This is a genomic window from Pseudomonas germanica (assembly GCF_019614655.1).
Classification (GTDB): Bacteria; Pseudomonadota; Gammaproteobacteria; order Pseudomonadales; family Pseudomonadaceae; genus Aquipseudomonas; species Aquipseudomonas neuropathica.
Genome location: NZ_CP071586.1, coordinates 4,696,643 through 4,714,239, shown reverse-complemented (window position 1 = coordinate 4,714,239; position 17,597 = coordinate 4,696,643). Strand labels below are relative to the sequence as shown.

General features: G+C 59.6%; 14 protein-coding genes. 7 read left to right on the top strand and 7 right to left on the bottom strand.

Annotated features, from left to right (window positions below):
* Positions 1-6: 6 nt before the first annotated feature.
* Complete coding sequence (locus J0G10_RS20775; RefSeq protein ID WP_220556614.1) at positions 7-573, bottom strand: CsiV family protein; 567 nt, start codon at positions 571-573, stop codon at positions 7-9.
* 10 nt (positions 574-583) lie between these two features.
* Positions 584-4,033, bottom strand: a complete 3,450-nt coding sequence (gene mfd / locus J0G10_RS20770) for a transcription-repair coupling factor (protein ID WP_095124324.1) — start codon at positions 4,031-4,033, stop codon at positions 584-586.
* A gap of 354 nt (positions 4,034-4,387) precedes the next feature.
* Here mfd and J0G10_RS20765 point away from each other — a divergent pair, with 354 nt between their 5' ends.
* Positions 4,388-5,851 (top strand): glyceraldehyde-3-phosphate dehydrogenase, encoded by a 1,464-nt coding sequence (locus J0G10_RS20765; RefSeq protein WP_093433692.1) that lies wholly within the window; start codon positions 4,388-4,390, stop codon positions 5,849-5,851.
* Between the two features lie 184 nt (positions 5,852-6,035).
* Here J0G10_RS20765 and tcuC read toward each other — a convergent pair whose 3' ends face one another.
* Positions 6,036-7,334, bottom strand: a complete 1,299-nt coding sequence (gene tcuC / locus J0G10_RS20760; protein WP_095050472.1) for an MFS transporter — start codon at positions 7,332-7,334, stop codon at positions 6,036-6,038.
* 120 nt (positions 7,335-7,454) lie between these two features.
* Here tcuC and J0G10_RS20755 point away from each other — a divergent pair, with 120 nt between their 5' ends.
* A complete protein-coding gene (locus tag J0G10_RS20755; protein ID WP_176471231.1) occupies positions 7,455-8,441 on the top strand; it encodes an FAD:protein FMN transferase in 987 nt (328 codons plus the stop codon).
* Positions 8,442-8,638: 197 nt separating this feature from the next.
* The gene (sthA, locus tag J0G10_RS20750) at positions 8,639-10,033 is read left to right on the top strand and encodes a Si-specific NAD(P)(+) transhydrogenase (RefSeq protein ID WP_064117858.1); all 1,395 of its coding nucleotides are present in this window, start codon (positions 8,639-8,641) and stop codon (positions 10,031-10,033) included.
* Positions 10,034-10,075: 42 nt separating this feature from the next.
* Here sthA and J0G10_RS20745 read toward each other — a convergent pair whose 3' ends face one another.
* Together J0G10_RS20745 and J0G10_RS20740 are read right to left on the bottom strand one after the other, a co-directional pair.
* Positions 10,076-10,798, bottom strand: coding sequence for a glycerophosphodiester phosphodiesterase (locus J0G10_RS20745; RefSeq protein ID WP_007910500.1), 723 nt, complete (start codon positions 10,796-10,798; stop codon positions 10,076-10,078).
* A gap of 14 nt (positions 10,799-10,812) precedes the next feature.
* A complete protein-coding gene (locus J0G10_RS20740) occupies positions 10,813-11,394 on the bottom strand; it encodes a PilZ domain-containing protein (RefSeq protein WP_034156427.1) in 582 nt (193 codons plus the stop codon).
* A gap of 94 nt (positions 11,395-11,488) precedes the next feature.
* Here J0G10_RS20740 and J0G10_RS20735 point away from each other — a divergent pair, with 94 nt between their 5' ends.
* The 3 genes from J0G10_RS20735 to J0G10_RS20725 all read left to right on the top strand — a co-directional run bounded on the left by J0G10_RS20735 (position 11,489) and on the right by J0G10_RS20725 (position 14,738).
* A complete protein-coding gene (locus J0G10_RS20735; RefSeq protein WP_034156426.1) occupies positions 11,489-12,739 on the top strand; it encodes a lipoprotein-releasing ABC transporter permease subunit in 1,251 nt (416 codons plus the stop codon).
* Positions 12,732-13,430, top strand: coding sequence for a lipoprotein-releasing ABC transporter ATP-binding protein LolD (gene lolD, locus J0G10_RS20730; RefSeq protein ID WP_007910506.1), 699 nt, complete (start codon positions 12,732-12,734; stop codon positions 13,428-13,430). The genes J0G10_RS20735 and lolD overlap by 8 nt, the downstream gene beginning before the upstream one ends.
* 63 nt (positions 13,431-13,493) lie before the next feature.
* Positions 13,494-14,738 carry a lipoprotein-releasing ABC transporter permease subunit gene (locus J0G10_RS20725; RefSeq protein WP_093433700.1) on the top strand — a complete coding sequence of 415 codons (1,245 nt, stop codon included), beginning with the start codon at positions 13,494-13,496 and terminating at the stop codon, positions 14,736-14,738.
* Positions 14,739-14,857: 119 nt separating this feature from the next.
* Here J0G10_RS20725 and J0G10_RS20720 read toward each other — a convergent pair whose 3' ends face one another.
* Complete coding sequence (locus J0G10_RS20720) at positions 14,858-16,204, bottom strand: heavy metal sensor histidine kinase (protein ID WP_220556613.1); 1,347 nt, start codon at positions 16,202-16,204, stop codon at positions 14,858-14,860.
* Positions 16,204-16,884 (bottom strand): heavy metal response regulator transcription factor, encoded by a 681-nt coding sequence (locus tag J0G10_RS20715; RefSeq protein WP_038362249.1) that lies wholly within the window; start codon positions 16,882-16,884, stop codon positions 16,204-16,206. The genes J0G10_RS20720 and J0G10_RS20715 overlap by 1 nt, the downstream gene beginning before the upstream one ends.
* A 154-nt stretch (positions 16,885-17,038) precedes the next feature.
* Here J0G10_RS20715 and copI point away from each other — a divergent pair, with 154 nt between their 5' ends.
* Complete coding sequence (gene copI / locus J0G10_RS20710) at positions 17,039-17,572, top strand: copper-resistant cuproprotein CopI (protein ID WP_095050476.1); 534 nt, start codon at positions 17,039-17,041, stop codon at positions 17,570-17,572.
* The last annotated feature ends 25 nt before the right edge of the window (positions 17,573-17,597 follow it).

Here is a 17,597-nt window from a genome sequence, read left to right as displayed (position 1 = left end):
CTTCGATCAGTCCGGAATCGCTTCAGGCGCTTCCCGTGGCGCTGGCGCGGTCAGGGAAGTGATCTTGATCAGCAAGGCCAGATGACCGTTGTCCAGGTAGTTGAGTTGGCCGTTCTTGGTGTGACTGTCCTGTTTCAGGCGCTCGCTGGTGGTGACCAGGCCATTGGCGTCGATCTGATTGACCCAGAAATCGGCGTTCACATCGGTGAAACGCCCCAGTTTCATTTCCAGCGTGCCCTCGATCGGGAATTGACCGAACTGCTCCTGACCGTCGCTGACCGCCACTTTTGCCGGTGCTTCGCCAAGGGTTTGCTGCCAGGCCTTGTGCATCAGCACGCTGTAGTCGCCGCTGGCGGTGAGTTTGCTGACGACGTCATTCAACGCCGGTGTGCGTTTGCTTTCGTCGCTCAAACGCTGGGCGCCAGCGGCCCAGTCTTCCGGCGCGGCGCGGCTGACGATTGCCGGCACGGCGTTCTGGCGCACCAGAATCATTTCGACCTGATACAGGTCATCGGCGAAAGCCGAAGGGGCTACCAAAGCAAGTAGCAAAGTCACTGAGCGGAACAGGCGCATTGGGCGTCCTTCAAACAGATTTCGGGAGGAGGCGCTCAAACAGCGCCTCTACAGTATTAAAGCGCTCTTCCGGACGTTCCATCGGTACCTGGAATTTGAACATCGTCGCGCCTTCGAATTTATAGCGTTTTGGCTGGCTCTGGATCAGCTTTATCAGCGTCATCGGGTCGACCGGGGTTTGCGCGGCGAACTCAATACGCCCACCTTGCGGGCCACCATCGACCTTCTTGATGCCCAATTGCTCGGCCTGCAACTTCAGCGCTGTGATGCGCACCAGATTCTTCGTCGGTTCCGGTAGCAGGCCGAAGCGGTCGATCATCTCGACTTGCAGATCTTTCAGGCCTTCCTCGTCGGTGGCCGAAGCGATGCGCTTGTACAGAATCAGACGCGCGTGAACGTCCGGCAGGTAGTCTTCCGGAATCAGCGCCGGCACCCGCAAGTTGACTTCCGGGCCACCGCCCAGCGGTTGATCAAGGTTCGGTTGCTCGCCCTTGCGGATCGATTTCACCGCGCGTTCCAGCATCTCCATGTACAGCGTGAAGCCCACGGCCTGAATCTGCCCGCTCTGGCCATCGCCGAGCAGTTCGCCGGCACCACGGATTTCCAAGTCGTTGGTCGCGAGCACGAAACCGGCGCCGAGATCCTGAGTATTGGCAATCGCTTCCAGACGCTTTTCCGCGTCCGAAGTGATTTGCTGGCGCGGCGGCGTCAGCAGGTAGGCGTAAGCCTGGTGGTGACTGCGGCCGACACGACCACGCAACTGGTGCAGTTGTGCCAGGCCGAACTTGTCGGCGCGCTCGATGATGATGGTATTGGCGCTCGGCACGTCGATGCCGGTCTCGATGATGGTCGAGGCGATCAGCACGTTGAAGCGCTTGTGATAGAAGTCGCTCATCACCTGTTCGAGTTCGCGCTCGCGCATCTGTCCGTGACCGATGCCGATGCGGGCTTCCGGCACCAGTTCGGCGAGATCGGCGGCGCACTTCTCGATGGTTTTCACATCGTTGTGCAGGTAGTAAACCTGGCCGCCGCGCAGCAGTTCACGGAGCAGGGCCTCTTTGACCGTGCTCTTGTTCTGCTCCATGACGAAAGTGCGCACCGACAGGCGTCGCGCTGGCGGCGTGGCGATGATCGACAAGTCGCGCATGCCCGACACCGCCATGTTCAGTGTGCGCGGAATCGGCGTGGCGGTCAGGGTAAGAATGTCGACTTCGCTGCGCAGGGCCTTGAGCTGTTCTTTCTGACGCACACCGAAACGGTGTTCTTCGTCGATGATCACCAGCCCGAGGTTTTTGATTTTCACATCGTCGGACAGCAGCTTGTGCGTGCCAATGACGATGTCGATTTTGCCTTCGGCCAGATCAGCGATAGCCGCGTTCACTTCCTTGGCCGACTTGAAGCGGCTCATCACTTCGACGGTCACTGGCCAGTCGGCGAAGCGGTCGCGGAAGCTGTTGTAGTGCTGCTGGGCGAGCAGGGTGGTCGGCACCAGAATCGCCACCTGACGACCGCCGTGCACGGCGATGAATGCCGCACGCATGGCCACTTCGGTCTTGCCGAAACCGACGTCGCCGCAGACCAGGCGATCCATTGGTTTCGGCGCGAGCATGTCTTCGCGCACGGCTTCAATGGTCGATTGCTGGTCCGGGGTTTCTTCGAACGGGAAACCGGCGCTGAACGTCGCGTAATCGGCTTTCGGGTCGGCGAATGCATAACCTTCGCGAGCGGCACGCCGGGCATAGATGTCGAGCAGTTCAGCGGCAACATCGCGCACCTGTTCGGCGGCTTTACGCTTGGCCTTCTGCCAGGTTTCCGAGCCGAGGCGGTGCAGCGGGGCCAGCGCATCGTCGCTGCCGGTGTAACGCGCGATCAAATGCAGGTTAGCTACGGGCACGTAAAGCTTGGCGTTCTCGGCGTATTCGAGGGTGAGGAATTCGGCGGCCTGATTGTCGATTTCGAGAATCGTCAGACCCAGATAGCGACCGACACCATGATCAATGTGCACCACCGGCGCGCCTTCGCGCAGCTCGGTGAGGTTTTTGATCACCGCATCGTTATTGCCGTCGGCACGCTTCTCGCGGCGGCGGCGTTGCATCACGCGTTGGCCGAACAGCGGACTTTCCGCGACCAGGGCCAGCGCCGGGTCATCGAGCATCAGGCCTTCATCGAGCGGGGCAATGGTGATCGCCAGACGATCCTTGCTCGCGACGAAGTCCGGCCAGCTGTCGACGGTTTTCGGTCGCAGCTTCAGGCGTTCAAGCAACTCCAGCAGGACTTCGCGACGGCCGGCGGATTCGGCGGTGAACAGCACGCGTCCGGGGAATTCATCGAGAAATGCCGACAGTGCCGCCAGCGGTTGCGTGGCTTTGGCCTCGATTGCCAGATTCGGCAGGGCTTGCGCGGGGAAGCGCTCGCGGCCGACGCCGGTTTCCACGTCTTGTTGACTGGCGACCACACGTGGCCAGCTCTTCAAACGGGCGAAACAGTCTTCCACCGGCAGGAACAATTCTGCCGGCGGCAATAAAGGACGCGAAGGGTCGACGCGACGCTCTTCATAACGATTGCGCACGTCGTTCCAGAAGTTTTCCGCCGCTTGCTCGATGCCCGGCAGAGAGAACACCTGGGTGTCCTGCGGCAGGTAATCGAACAGGGTCGAGGTTTCGTCGAAGAACAGCGGCAGGTAGTACTCGATACCGGCCGGAGTGATGCCGCTGCTCAGATCCTGAAAGATCGGGCAGCGACGGAAGTCGACGTCGAAACGCTCGCGAAAGCGTGCCTTGAAACGGGTGACCGCGTCTTTCTGTAGCGGGAACTCACGGGCCGGCAGCAGCTTGACCGATTCGACCTTGTCGATGGAGCGCTGGTTTTCCGGGTCGAAGGTGCGCAGGGTTTCGATTTCGTCATCGAACAGGTCGATGCGATACGGCAACTTGCTGCCCATCGGAAACAGGTCGATCAACGCACCGCGCACGGTGAACTCGCCGTGCTCATAAACCGTATCGACGTAGCGATAGCCACTGGCTTCGAGTCGCGAACGCATCTGTTCAACATCGAGCTTCTGCCCGACATCCAGCACCAGGCTGCTGCCGAGCAGGAATTTGGTCGGCGCCAAACGGTGCAACGCTGTGGTGATCGGCACCACCAGCACGCCATGCGCCAGTTCCGGCAGCCTATATAAGCTGGCGATGCGCTGGGAAATGATGTCCTGGTGGGGCGAGAACAGGTCGTACGGCAGGGTTTCCCAGTCAGGGAAATGCAGAACGGGCAAATCCGGGGCGAAGAAACTCAGCTCCTGTTCCAGTCGTTCAGCACTCTGGCTGTCGGCGGTCAGTAGCAGGGTGAAGCGCTTGGCAGCGCTGGCAGCCTCGGCAATCGCCAGGCTGAGGGCAGCACCGGGCAGATTGCCCCAATGCTGTTTACCTGCCTCGGCAGGGAGTAGCGGTAGACGCAGAACGGGCACGGAAGGTTGAGCTCCAGGCTTTGCGACAAAGTCGGTAATTGTAGCGGCGTCCGGTGCCGCCTGTCAGTTGCAGACTACGTCTATCTTCGCTGTTTGGACGAAATGTAGTGGTAACCATAAAAACCAGCCGTTTTTTTGTGGTTATGTAGTGCCGAAAGTGGCTGGTGTTACGGAGGGTTACAGACATCGTCTAACAGTCGTCGAAAAATTGACTGCGCTGAAAGCCCCGGTTTTACTGGGCTTGAGAGAGGCGTAATTTTTTTGAACGGAATTTTGTTACCGATTTCGCGACAAGCGCACATTGCTACAAGAGGTTGTCGGCGGCATAATGTAGCCCCTTTTTTCTGCCCCTACATGTGGAAGGTTACCGTGACTCAGAAGCCCGACCAGTGTCTTGGTGAATGGATCGACCGTGAAGCACTCGCAGAAGCGATGATTCCGCTTATCGGTCAGCTCTACCGCAATAACAACGTGGTGAGCTCGATCTATGGCCGCAGCCTGATCAACCAGTCTGTCATCGCGATTCTCAAAGCTCACCGCTTTGCGCGCCACCGTTCTTCCGACGACAGCGAACTCTCCGTCCACGAAACATTCCCACTGCTTAAAGCCATGAGCGAGCTCAAGCTCGGCGCGGCTTCGGTAGACCTGGGCAAGTTGGCGTTCAAATTCCGTAACGAAGGCAATGGCCGCAGCGCCGAGCAATTCGTTCGTGAAGAAATGGCTGACGTGGTTGGCCAGCAAAACGCTTCCGCACGTAAAGGCACTGACGTTGTGCTGTACGGCTTCGGTCGTATCGGCCGTCTGCTGGCGCGCATCCTGATCGAAAAAACCGGTGGTGGCGACGGCCTGCGTCTGCGTGCCATCGTCGTGCGCAAAGGCGCCGACAACGACCTGACCAAGCGCGCCAGCCTGCTGCGTCGCGATTCGGTCCATGGTTCGTTCAACGGCACCATTACCATCGACGAAGAAAACAACACCATCACCGCCAACGGTAACCTGATCCAGGTGATCTACGCGAAGAACCCGACCGAGGTGGATTACACCCAGTACGGCATCAAAGATGCGCTGCTGGTGGACAACACCGGTGTATGGCGTGACGCCGATGGTCTGGGCCAGCACCTGCAATGCCCGGGTGTCGCCCGCGTTGTTCTCACCGCGCCTGGCAAAGGCAAGCTGAAGAACATCGTTCACGGCATCAACCACAACGAAATCACCGCTGACGACAAGATCGTGTCCGCCGCTTCCTGCACCACCAACGCCATCGTGCCGGTGCTGAAAGCTGTGAATGACAAGTTCGGCATCATCAACGGTCACGTCGAAACCGTTCACTCGTACACCAACGACCAGAACCTGATCGACAACTTCCACAAGGGCGATCGCCGTGGCCGTAGCGCCGCGCTGAACATGGTCATCACCGAGACCGGTGCTGCCACCGCTGCTGCCAAGGCCCTGCCTGAGCTGGCCGGCAAGCTGACCGGTAACGCGATCCGCGTTCCGACGCCAAACGTGTCGATGGCCATTCTCAACCTCAACCTTGAGAAAGCTGCCACCCGTGAAGAGATGAACGAGTACCTGCGCTACATGGCGCTGCACTCCGATCTGCACAAGCAAATCGACTTCGTCAACTCGCAGGAAGTGGTTTCGACTGACTTCGTGGGCTCGCGCCACGCCGGTGTGGTCGACGCTGAAGCGACCATCGTTCAGGACAACCGCGTTGTACTGTACGTGTGGTACGACAACGAGTTCGGCTACAGCTGCCAGGTGGTTCGCGTGATGGAAGACATGGCCGGTGTGAACCCGCCAGCGTTCCCGCGCTAAGCGATAGCTGCACATGAAAACGCCCCGACTTTGTTCGGGGCGTTTTTTTATGCCTGCAAAACTTCTATTGCCTTGGCCAGCCTCATCGCTGGCAAGCCAGCTCCCACAGGTTTACTGGTTAATTACACAATTGCATTAACACCTGAAACCCTGTGGGAGCTGGCTTGCCAGCGATGGCGTCCTGTCAGGCGCCGCCAGGGACGGCCGCTTGCGCGGTACGCAGTTCGTGCTTATTGCCCCGGAACAACACCAACGTCGCAATCAATCCCAACACCGCCGCACCACTCAGCCAGATCCCCGGCGCAGCCTTGTTGTCCAGCACATGAATCAGGTAAGTACACGCCGCCGGGGTAAACCCGCCGAACGTCGCGGTTGCCAGGCTGTAAGCCAGTGAGAAGCCGGTCGTACGCACTTCAACCGGCATGATCTCGGTCAGCGCCACCACCATCGCGCCGTTGTACGAACCGTAGAGGAACGACAGCCACAACTCGACAATCAGCAAATGGCTGAAGCTCGGGTTCGCCACCAGCCACGACAGCGCCGGGTAGGCGGTCAGGATCGCCAGAATCGTCGCCGCCAGCAGTAAGGGTTTACGGCCGATCTTGTCAGACACCGAGCCCATCACCGGCAACCAGAAGAAGTTCGACAGGCCGATGCACACCGTCACCAGCAACGCGTCGAAATCCGACAGGTGCAGCTCAGCCTTGCCGAACGTCGGGGTGTACGCAGTGATCAGGTAGAACGACACCGTAGTCATCACCACCAGTGCCATGCCGGCGATGACGATGCCGAAGTTCTGACCGATCGAGCGGACAATTTCCCGCAGGGTTGGGCGATGTTTCCTGGCTTGGAACTCTGGCGTTTCCTCCAGCGAGCGGCGAATGACGAAGATTACCGGCACAATCATGCAGCCGATCAGGAACGGCACGCGCCAGCCCCAGTCACCCATTTGTTCCGGGCTCAGCCAGTGGTTGAGGCCGACGCCGAGCAGGCCGGCGAAAACCACCGCCGCTTGCTGACTCGCAGACTGCCAACTGACGAAGAAACCCTTGCGGCCTGGTGTGGCGATCTCTGCCAGATAGACAGATACGCCGCCCAGTTCTACGCCAGCGGAAAAGCCTTGCAGCAACCGACCGAACAGTACGAGCAGCGGTGCGGCGACGCCGAGGGTGGCGTAGCCCGGCACGCAGGCAATCAGCACCGTACCGGCAGCCATCAACGCCAGCGTGATGATCAGCCCTTGGCGACGGCCATGACGGTCAATGTAGGCGCCGAGGAAAATCGCCCCGAGCGGACGCATCAAGAAGCCGGCCCCAAAAGTGGCCAGTGAAAGCATCAGCGAAGCGAAGGCGCTGTCGGTGGGGAAGAAGGTCTTGGCAATGGCTGTGGCGTAAAAGCCATAGACCATGAAGTCGAACATTTCGAGGAAGTTGCCGCTGACAACGCGAAAAATCGCTTTGCCTTTGCCCGTGGTGGAGGACATGTTCAGGTACTCGCTATTGGATTTTGTATAAAGATGTTGCAGATCCTTTAATTCATAATGGCCGTCGCGGTTTTACGGAGAGATGAATAATTGTTCACTAGACGGTTGCTGGGGCTTGTGATGCTGGCTGGCTTATTGGCTGGCTGCGGCAATGGCGATTCCATGGAAAGCCTTGGTGGGGCGACCATGGGCAGCACGTATTCAATCAAGTATGTGCGCCGCGCCGGCTTGCCCGAACCGAAGCAAGTTCGCGGTGAAGTGGAGGGGATCCTCGGCGAAGTCGATCGGCAGCTATCCACCTATCGCAACGATTCGGACATCGAGCGCTTCAACGCTTTACCCGCCAATAGCTGTCAGAAAATGCCTGCAGCGGTACTCGAATTGGTCCGCACGGGCGAACAACTGTCAGCGCAAAGCGAAGGCTCCTACGACCTGACTGTCGAACCGCTGATGAATCTCTGGGGGTTCGGCCCGCAGGGGCGCGAAGAGAAAGTCCCTGGCGCCGCCGCACTCGCCGAGGTGATGTCGCGCGTCGGTTATCAGCACTTGCGCATCAATGGCGAGCAGTTGTGCAAGGACGCCGCCGTCGAAGTCGATTTCAACAGCATCGCCGCCGGTTATGCCGTCGACACCATCGCGGCACGGCTCGATGCCATGGGCATCCACGATTACCTCGCTGAAGCCACGGGTGAGCTAAAGGCAAAGGGGCGAAAGCTTGACGGCTCATCGTGGCGCATCGCGCTGGAAGAACCTCGTGACGATCAACAGGTCGCCGAGCGCATCATCAATGTCGACGGCTACGGCGTTTCCACCTCCGGCGACTACCGCAACTATTTCCTGCAGAGCGGTCGGCGTTATTCCCACACCTTCGATGCGCGTACCGGTGCACCGGTCCTACACGATCTGGCGTCAGTCACGGTGATTCATCCTTCAGCGTTGATGGCCGATGGCCTATCGACGCTGTTGCTGATTCTCGGCCCTGAAAGGGCGTGGGACTATGCGGAAAAACATGACATTGGTGCATTCTTTGTGATTCGTGCCGATACAGGTTTTGTCGTTCGCACCAACAAGGCTTTCGAACGCCTCAGTGGCGCAAAAACTGACTGAGAACAATACGAAAGCTGGCGTTGTAGTGCAGGCAAAAGTAGCCTACGACGCGACCAAGGGTTAATGTGCGCGGCGTTGACGCTTCTATAGACTGTATCCGGGTTCTTGATTGACCCCCAATTGTTCCTTCGCGCCGCCGTTCGGCGTGATTTAGCCGCCGGTGCTGCTGGCACCGCGGCCTGTTCTGAGGAGTACGCATGGCTGTCTACAACTACGACGTGGTGGTGCTGGGTTCCGGCCCGGCGGGAGAAGGCGCGGCAATGAACGCCGCCAAAGCAGGGCGCAAGGTCGCGATGGTCGACAGCCGTCGCCAGGTCGGCGGCAACTGCACCCACCTCGGCACCATCCCGTCCAAGGCACTGCGTCACTCGGTGCGGCAGATCATGCAGTTCAACACTAATCCTATGTTCCGGGCGATCGGCGAGCCGCGCTGGTTCTCCTTCCCGGACGTGTTGAAAAGCGCCGAAAAGGTTATTTCCAAACAAGTCGCTTCGCGTACCGGCTACTACGCCCGTAATCGCGTCGACGTGTTCTTCGGCACCGGCAGCTTCGCCGACGAGCAAACCATCGAAGTGGTTTGCGCCAACGGTGTGGTCGAGAAACTGGTGGCCAAGCACATCATCATCGCCACCGGTTCGCGTCCTTATCGCCCGGCGGACATCGATTTCCACCATCCGCGTATCTACGATAGCGACACCATCCTCAGCCTCGGCCACACCCCGCGCAAACTGATCGTTTACGGCGCCGGCGTGATCGGTTGTGAATACGCGTCGATCTTCAGTGGTCTGGGTGTACTGGTCGAGCTGGTCGACAACCGTGGTCAGTTACTGAGCTTCCTCGACTCGGAAATCTCCCAGGCGTTGAGCTACCACTTCAGCAACAACAACATCACCGTGCGCCACAACGAAGATTACGATCGCGTTGAAGGCGTCGACAACGGCGTGATCCTGCACCTGAAGTCCGGCAAGAAGATCAAGGCCGACGCCTTGCTCTGGTGCAACGGTCGTACCGGCAACACCGATCAGCTCGGTCTGGAAAACATCGGCGTCAAGGTCAATAGCCGTGGCCAGATCGAGGTCGACGAGGCTTACCGCACCTGCGTGCCGAACATCTACGGTGCCGGTGACGTGATCGGCTGGCCGAGCCTGGCCAGTGCCGCCCACGACCAGGGTCGTTCGGCTGCTGGCAGCATCGTCGATAACGGTAGCTGGCGCTTTGTGAATGACGTGCCGACCGGCATCTACACCATTCCGGAGATCAGCTCGATCGGCAAGAACGAGCAGGAACTGACCCAGGCCAAAGTGCCGTACGAAGTTGGCAAGGCGTTCTTCAAGAGCATGGCGCGTGCGCAGATCGCCGGCGAGCCGCAAGGCATGCTGAAGATCCTGTTCCACCGTGAAACCCTGGAAGTGCTGGGCGTTCACTGCTTCGGTTATCAGGCGTCGGAGATCGTTCACATCGGCCAGGCGATCATGAGCCAGCCGGGCGAGCTGAACACCCTGAAGTACTTCGTCAACACCACGTTCAACTACCCGACCATGGCCGAAGCCTATCGGGTAGCGGCGTACGACGGCCTCAACCGGCTTTTTTGACGGGCTCCGGCCGGTGGCCTGAGCCGGCCGGGGAGACCGATTTCAGCAATTCTCGAGGGTGGCAGTGGCCAAACCGGGAAAGTCTGTAATCAGGCTGTCAACGCCGAAGTCGGCGAGTCTGCGCATCAGCGCAGGCTCGTTGACGGTCCACACCGACACATGCAGCCCCTGACGCTGCGCCTTTTGCAGACGTTCCGGCGTGCACAGTGTCCAGTTCAGCGCGAGAATCTCACAGCCATAGCTGGCCGCGACCTTCAACGGGTCGAGCCAAGCGTATTCGGCCACCAATCCGCGCGACACGTCCGGCACCAGATCCAGCGCCGCTTTCAGCACTTCCCGCGAACTCGAGGTGATCGTCACCTTGTCGAGCAGGCCATGCCGTTGCGCCATTTCACGAATCGCCAGCACCGTGGTTGCGGCGCGAGTACGTGAAGCGCTTTTGACCTCCAGTTGCCAATGCTCGAAATCACACTTCTCGAACAACTCTTCCAGCGTCGGAATCGGGCACGGCTTGATCCAGCCCGGGCCGCCCTTGCGCGCGTCGTAGGTCACCAGCTCGGCGGCGGTGTGTTCGACGACCTTGCCGCGCCGCTCCGTGGTGCGTTTGAGGGTCGGGTCGTGGATGACCATCAACTCGCCGTCCTTGGACAGGTGCAGATCCAGTTCGCAACGGCGCACGCCGTGCTTGAGACATTCCTGAAAGCTGCTCAGGGTGTTTTCCGGTGCTTCGCCCTTGGCGCCGCGGTGGCCGTAGATGAGGGTCACGGTTCTTCCTTAAATTAAATGCCTGATTCGTTCTGTTCGCGGGCCAGACGTCGTTCCTGAGCCTGCTTCTGCAAGATATAGCGGGCGAGCAACTGGCGCTGGGCGTCGGTCAGGTGTTCGAACTCGGTACCGACGTCGTAGCCTTCGCCTTTGCGATCGCAATGGGTGACGCGAGCGCGCAGCAACAGGCCCAGCGCTTGCGGCATCAGCACCAGTTTCACTGACAGGTGTGCACCGGTGGCAATCGGTGTCGGGTGCTGAAAGTCGATCCCGCCTTCGGAGATGATCACCGGTTGCGGCTCGCCGATATGACCGAGTACGGTCAGGGCGACCACCTGGCTGAGCAGGTCGATGCGTTTGTTCTGGGATTTCAGGAACGCGGCAATGGCCCGGTCGCGCTCGCTGATCTGCCGCAACAGGTGTTGCGACTCGAATTCACTCAGGTGCAGTTCGCTGAGCAGGTTGAACAGTGGGGAAGCATCCTGCAACACTTCCTGGCCTGCGGCTTCGGGAGCAGACAGGGGCCGAATTTCCAGTGCGATCGTGTCCTCGATACGGTAGTATTCGCGGCGATCTTCTTCATCTAATGTCGACATGGCGAACCCATGGTAGCGGCGGTGGTCTGAGTGTAAAGCTGGTTATCGACCCCCGCCACAAGGACGTTCCTTTTCCCTCCGAACAAGCCCCGACATGTTCAGACCTCTCTTCGTATTTATCGGCACGCGTTATACCCGTGCAAAGCGTCGCAATCATTTTGTGTCATTCATTTCCCTGACTTCGATGATCGGGCTCGCCCTTGGCGTGGTCGTGATGATCGTCGTGTTGTCGGTGATGAACGGCTTCGATCATGAGATGCGCACCCGTGTGCTGGGCATGGTGCCCCACGCGACCATTGAATCCACTGAGCCGATCAACGATTGGCAAAGCCTGGCCACCCAGGTCAAGCAGAACCCGCAGGTGACGGCGGTTGCGCCGTTCACCCAGATGCAGGGCCTGCTGACCAATAACGGTCAGGTGTCCAAGGTATTGCTCAATGCCATCGACCCTGCGCTCGAGCGCAATGTGTCGATCATCGACAACTTCATGAAACAGGGCAAGCTCGACGATCTGACGCCGGGCAGCTTCGGCATCGTCATCGGCGACAAGGCTGCGACCAAGCTCGGCGTCGGCATCGGAGACAAGGTCACCTTCGTCGCGCCGGAGGTCAGCGTGACCCCGGCCGGGATGTTCCCGCGCATGAAGCGCTTCACCGTTGTCGGCATTTTCCATGTCGGCGCTGGCGAACTCGATGGCTATCTGGGCGTGACCAACCTGCAGGATCTGGCGAAGATGCACCGCTGGAAGCCTGATCAGGTGCAGGGCATTCGCCTGAAGTTCGACGACCTGTTCCAGGCACCGCGTGTGGCATGGAACATCGCCCAGCAGCTTGGCGAAGACCACTACTACGCCCGCGACTGGACCCGCACCCACGGCAATCTGTATCAGGCGATCCGTATGGAAAAAGCCATGATCGGCCTGCTGTTGTTGCTGATCGTCGCCGTCGCTGCGTTCAACATCATTTCCACGCTGGTGATGGTGGTCAACGACAAGAAGGGCGACATCGCCATTCTGCGTACGTTGGGCGCGACGCCGGGCACGATCATGCGCACGTTCATGGTGCAAGGCACGGTGATCGGTGTGGTCGGCACGGCGATTGGCGCGGTGGTGGGTATTTTCGCCGCGCTTAATGTCAGCGCGGCGATCTCGGCACTGGAAGGCCTGATCGGCCACAAATTCCTTAATGCTGACGTGTATTTCATTGATTATCTTCCGTCGCAGGTGCAGAGCCAGGATGTGGTCATGGTCTGCGCCGCTGCGTTGGTCCTGAGTTTCCTCGCCACCCTGTATCCAGCCTGGCGTGCCGCGCGCACCCAGCCGGCGGAGGCGCTACGTTATGAGTGAGTCGGGCATGAGTGAACAAGCAATCCTGAGCTGCCGCAACCTGGGCAAATCTTACGAGGAAGGCCCGGAATCGGTAGAAGTACTGGCCGGCCTGCAACTGGAGTTACACCCGGGCGAGCGCGTCGCGATCGTCGGCACCTCGGGTTCGGGCAAAAGTACCTTGCTCAACCTGCTCGGCGGCCTCGATACGCCGACCAAGGGCAGCGTCTGGCTCGATGGTGAAGAACTGTCGGCGCTGAGCGAGAAGAAGCGTGGCCTGCTGCGTAATCGTGCGCTCGGTTTCGTTTACCAGTTCCACCACTTGCTGCCGGAATTCACCGCACTGGAAAACGTCTGCATGCCGCTGCTGATCGGCAAGACGCCGATCCCGGAAGCGCGTCAGCGCGCCACGGCGTTGCTGGAACGCGTCGGCCTCGGTCATCGCCTGGAGCACAAACCGGCGGAACTGTCCGGCGGTGAACGTCAGCGTGTGGCCATCGCCCGCGCCCTGGTGAACAAGCCGGGCCTGGTGATGCTCGATGAGCCGACTGGCAACCTCGACTCGCACACCGCGCAAGGCATTCAGGATTTGATGCTGGAACTCAGCACCTCCATGCGCACGGCGTTCCTGGTGGTGACCCACGACATGAACCTGGCCCGCCAGATGGATCGCGTATTGCACCTGCAAGAAGGTTGCCTGACGCCCATCTGATTGGCTGAAACCCGACGCCTGCAAAGACGTCGGGTCTTTTATTTTTATACGGTGCCCCAGCGAATGTTCAGACCGTTATCGATCTTTATCGGCACGCGCTATACCCGCGCCAAGCGCCGCAATCGCTTTGTTTCGTTCATTTCGATGACCTCGATGATCGGCCTCGCCCTCGGCGTGCTGGCGATGATCGTGGTGTTGTCGGTGATGAATGGCTTCCAGCGCGAAATGAGCTCGCGCATCCTCGGCATGGTTCCGCACGCCACCATCGTGGGCGTCAAGCCGATCGATGACTGGCAGCCGGTTGCCGCCGCCGCGATGAAAAATCCTGAAGTGACCGCCGCCGTGCCGTTCACTGAGATGGAAGGCATGCTCTCCTATAAGGGCTTGATGCAGCCGATCCAGATCAGCGGCGTTGATCCGGCGCAGGAAGGCAAGGTTTCTATCGTTGCTCAGCACATTGTGCAGGGTCGTCTTGATGCCTTGAAGCCGGGCGAGTTTGGTGTGGTGATTGGTGAAATCACCGCGCGCCGTTTCCGCCTCAACGTCGGTGACAAGATCACCCTGATCGTCCCGGAAGTCAGCACCGCACCGGGCGGCATCACCCCGCGCATGCAGCGTCTGAACGTGGTGGGCGTGTTCAAGGTTGGCGCTGAACTGGACGGCTCGATGGGCCTGATCCATGTGGCGGACGCTGCGACCATGCAGCATTGGCAGCCGAATCAGGTACAGAGCGTGCGTCTGGCGGTCAAGGATCTGTACGCCGCGCCGAAAGTCTCTTCGGACATCGCTGCCGGCCTGGGCGCTGAGTTCAAGGCTGACGACTGGACCCACACCCAGGGCAGCCTGTTCAGTGCGATGAAGATGGAAAAAACCATGATCGGCCTGCTGTTGCTGATGATCGTCGCGGTGGCGGCGTTCAACATCATTGCGACCCTGATTATGGTGGTGAACGACAAGGGCGCGGACATCGCGATCCTGCGCACCATCGGCGCCACGCCACGACAGATCATGGCGATCTTCATGGTTCAGGGCACCGTGATCGGGATTGTCGGCACGATCATTGGCGGCGTTTTGGGCGTGATCGCCGCGCTGAATGTCAGTCAGATCGTGGGCTGGATCGAGCGAGTCAGCGGGCAGCACATCTTCAGTTCTGATGTGTATTTCGTCAGCAATTTGCCGTCGGAATTGCAGGGTGGGGATGTGCTGTTGATCTGCTCGGCGGGCTTTATTCTGAGCTTCCTGGCGACGGTATATCCGGCCTGGCGGGCGGCGAAGATCGAACCGGCTCACGCGTTGAGATATTCGTAAGCGACTCCATGCTCGTTCCCACGCTCTGCGTGGGAACGCCTCAACGGACGCTCCGCGTTCGGCTCTGGAAGGGACGCGGAGCGTCCCGGGCTGCATTCCCACGCAGAGCGTGGGAACGATCAGGTTCGAGGTAGCTCAATCACAAACCGCGTCCATCCCGCTTCAGATTCGCAATGAATCTGCCCACCATGGGCGCGGACGATCGACTGAGTAATCGCCAGCCCCAATCCCGCATGCTCACTGCTACCTTCCTGTCGCGCCGGATCGGCCCGATAAAATCGATCAAACAGGCGTGGCAACAACTCCGCAGAAATCCCTTCGCCACTGTTTTCGACTGAAATGCGTACCGCGTTCGGTTGATCAACGATCCGCAAGCTCACGTAGCCCTCGACCGGGGTAAACCGCAGCGCGTTATCGAGCAAATTCGACAAGGCACGGCGCAACATGCTGCGATCACCTTCGATCCGCGCATGGCCCTCGCGCGTCAGCTTGACCCCGGCGTCCTCCGCCAGCGGCGCAAAAAACTCCAGCAACACATCGGTCTCGTCCGCCAGTTCCAGCGCTTCGCGCTTGGGCATCAGCAAACCGTGGTCAGCCTTGGCCAGATACAACATGTCGTTGACCAGTTGTGCCATCCATTGCAGCTCTTCGAGGTTGCTGTGCAGCGCTTCGCGGTAATCCTCGATCGGCCGAGGGCGGGTGAGGGTGACTTGAGTGTGGGTCAGCAGGTTCGACAATGGCGTGCGCAACTCATGAGCGATGTCGGCGGAAAACGCCGAGAGCCGCTGAAACGAGTCGTCGAGGCGTGCGAGCATGGCGTTGAAGCTGTGGGCCATTTCCGCAAGCTCGGGCGGCATTTGCGCTTCCGGCAGTCGCGCATTCAGCGATTGTGCGGAAATCCCACGGGCGACCGCGCTCATGCGCCGCAATGGCCGTAAGCCGCTGCGTGCTGCCCAGGCACCGAGCAAAGCGGTGGCCAGTGCCGAGAGACCGACAGTCAGCCAGATCAGATGCTGCATGCGTTGCAGGAAGTGCTGGTGATGGGTGATGTCCAGCAGCATTGTCAGTTGCGGGGAATCGGCGTTTTCCGGGTAGAGCGGGGCGTTGAGCACGCGGTAATCGGTGCCGTCGTTGCTAACTGTCAACAGGCCGGATTGTTGCGGCAAATCCTTGGGGATTTGCGTCGAACTGTCATACCAGCGCTGGCCGTCAGTGCCGGTAATGCGCAACGACAGATCGGCCTGACGGCTCAGCTCATCCGCCAGCCGCGCCTCACGTTGAGCGGGTTGAACATCCTGCAAGGCGCGGCGCAGGCCAATCAGCTTACCGTCCAGTTGCTGTTGGTCGAGTTCGATGAAGTGCGCCTCGCTGGCGCGGTTGAACAGCACCCCGGCAAACAGTGAAACCACGGCGGTGCAAGCGGCAAACAACAAGGCCAGACGCGAACTCAGAGACAGCCGGCTCATCAGGCGCCACGCTCTTCGAGCACGTAACCCATGCCGCGCACGGTGTGGATCAATTTGTTGGGAAACTCGTCGTCGATTTTCAGGCGCAAACGGCGGATCGCCACTTCGATAACATTGGTGTCGCTGTCGAAATTCATATCCCAGACCTGTGAGGCGATCAGCGATTTCGGCAGCACCTCACCCTGACGGCGCAGAAGCATTTCCAATAGCGCGAATTCCTTGGCGGTGAGATCAATGCGTTGGCCACTGCGTTCGACCCGACGGCGAATCAGGTCCAGACGCAGATCGGCCAATTGCAGGCTGGTTTCTTGCTGTGTAGCACTGCCGCGACGCAACAGGCTGCGCACCCGCGCCAGCAGTTCGGAGAAGGCGAACGGTTTGACCAGATAGTCGTCGGCGCCCAGTTCAAGGCCATGCACCCTGTCTTCCACGGCGTCTTTGGCCGTCAGAAAAAGTACCGGCGTATCCAGTCCGGCGCTGCGCACCGCTTGCAGAATCTGCCAGCCGCTGCGACCCGGCAGCATCACGTCGAGGATCAGCAGCGCGTAATCACCGCTCAGCGCCAGTTGCTGACCGCTGTTGCCGTCGGCCACCAGTTCGGTGTTGAACCCGGCCTCGGTCAGGCCCTGGCGCAGGTATTGGCCGGTTTTCGCTTGGTCTTCGACGATCAACAGTTTCATGGGCGACTCGGGTTGTAGTAACTAAGGCTTTATACCGTGAGCGCGTGCGGTAAGCGCCAACCTGACAAAGTTGTAATCTGCCTGTCAGGTAGGTGCCAGCGCAGGCCGGCTAAAGTCTCCCACAGGCTGAACCTTAACTTGTTGGAGAACGACCATGTTTTTACGCCAATCCCTGACGTTGGCTGCCTGTCTGGTGGCGCTGAGTTCGCCAGTGTGGGCCGCGCCAGCTCACACCTACGATTTTGGCCAGCCAGCACCTGCCGCCAACGCCACGCGCAGTATCGAGGTGGTGATGGGTGATATGTCCTTCGATCCCAAGGCGATTCAGATCAAGGCCGGTGAGACCGTTCGTTTTGTGCTGGTGAATAAAGGCCAGTTGTTGCACGAATTCAACCTCGGTGACGCAGCGATGCACGCCAAACACCAGCAGGAAATGTTGCAGATGCAGCAAAGCGGCATGCTTACGCCTACCGGTATGAAGGAAATGTCCCACGACATGGCTGGCATGGATCACGCGGCGATGGGCCACGGCATGAAGCACGACGATCCGAACAGCGTGCTGGTCGAGCCGGGCAAAACTGCCGAGCTGACCTGGACCTTCAGCAAAGCGACGATCCTGGAATTTGCCTGCAATATTCCCGGGCATTATCAGGCGGGCATGGTCGGCAAACTGACGGTCAGTCAGTAAGCACTCAAAGGCGCGGGCAAAGACT

What these genes read in the sequence shown, in the direction of transcription:
- J0G10_RS20720 (WP_220556613.1), bottom strand. Translation starts at nt 16,204, where the DNA reads ATGAGCCGGCTGTCTCTGAGTTCGCGTCTGGCCTTGTTGTTTGCCGCT.
- J0G10_RS20765 (WP_093433692.1), top strand. Translation starts at nt 4,388, where the DNA reads ATGTGGAAGGTTACCGTGACTCAGAAGCCCGACCAGTGTCTTGGTGAA.
- tcuC (WP_095050472.1), bottom strand. Translation starts at nt 7,334, where the DNA reads ATGTCCTCCACCACGGGCAAAGGCAAAGCGATTTTTCGCGTTGTCAGC.
- J0G10_RS20735 (WP_034156426.1), top strand. Translation starts at nt 11,489, where the DNA reads ATGTTCAGACCTCTCTTCGTATTTATCGGCACGCGTTATACCCGTGCA.
- sthA (WP_064117858.1), top strand. Translation starts at nt 8,639, where the DNA reads ATGGCTGTCTACAACTACGACGTGGTGGTGCTGGGTTCCGGCCCGGCG.
- lolD (WP_007910506.1), top strand. Translation starts at nt 12,732, where the DNA reads ATGAGTGAGTCGGGCATGAGTGAACAAGCAATCCTGAGCTGCCGCAAC.
- J0G10_RS20775 (WP_220556614.1), bottom strand. Translation starts at nt 573, where the DNA reads ATGCGCCTGTTCCGCTCAGTGACTTTGCTACTTGCTTTGGTAGCCCCT.
- J0G10_RS20715 (WP_038362249.1), bottom strand. Translation starts at nt 16,884, where the DNA reads ATGAAACTGTTGATCGTCGAAGACCAAGCGAAAACCGGCCAATACCTG.
- J0G10_RS20740 (WP_034156427.1), bottom strand. Translation starts at nt 11,394, where the DNA reads ATGTCGACATTAGATGAAGAAGATCGCCGCGAATACTACCGTATCGAG.
- copI (WP_095050476.1), top strand. Translation starts at nt 17,039, where the DNA reads ATGTTTTTACGCCAATCCCTGACGTTGGCTGCCTGTCTGGTGGCGCTG.
- J0G10_RS20725 (WP_093433700.1), top strand. Translation starts at nt 13,494, where the DNA reads ATGTTCAGACCGTTATCGATCTTTATCGGCACGCGCTATACCCGCGCC.
- J0G10_RS20755 (WP_176471231.1), top strand. Translation starts at nt 7,455, where the DNA reads ATGCTGGCTGGCTTATTGGCTGGCTGCGGCAATGGCGATTCCATGGAA.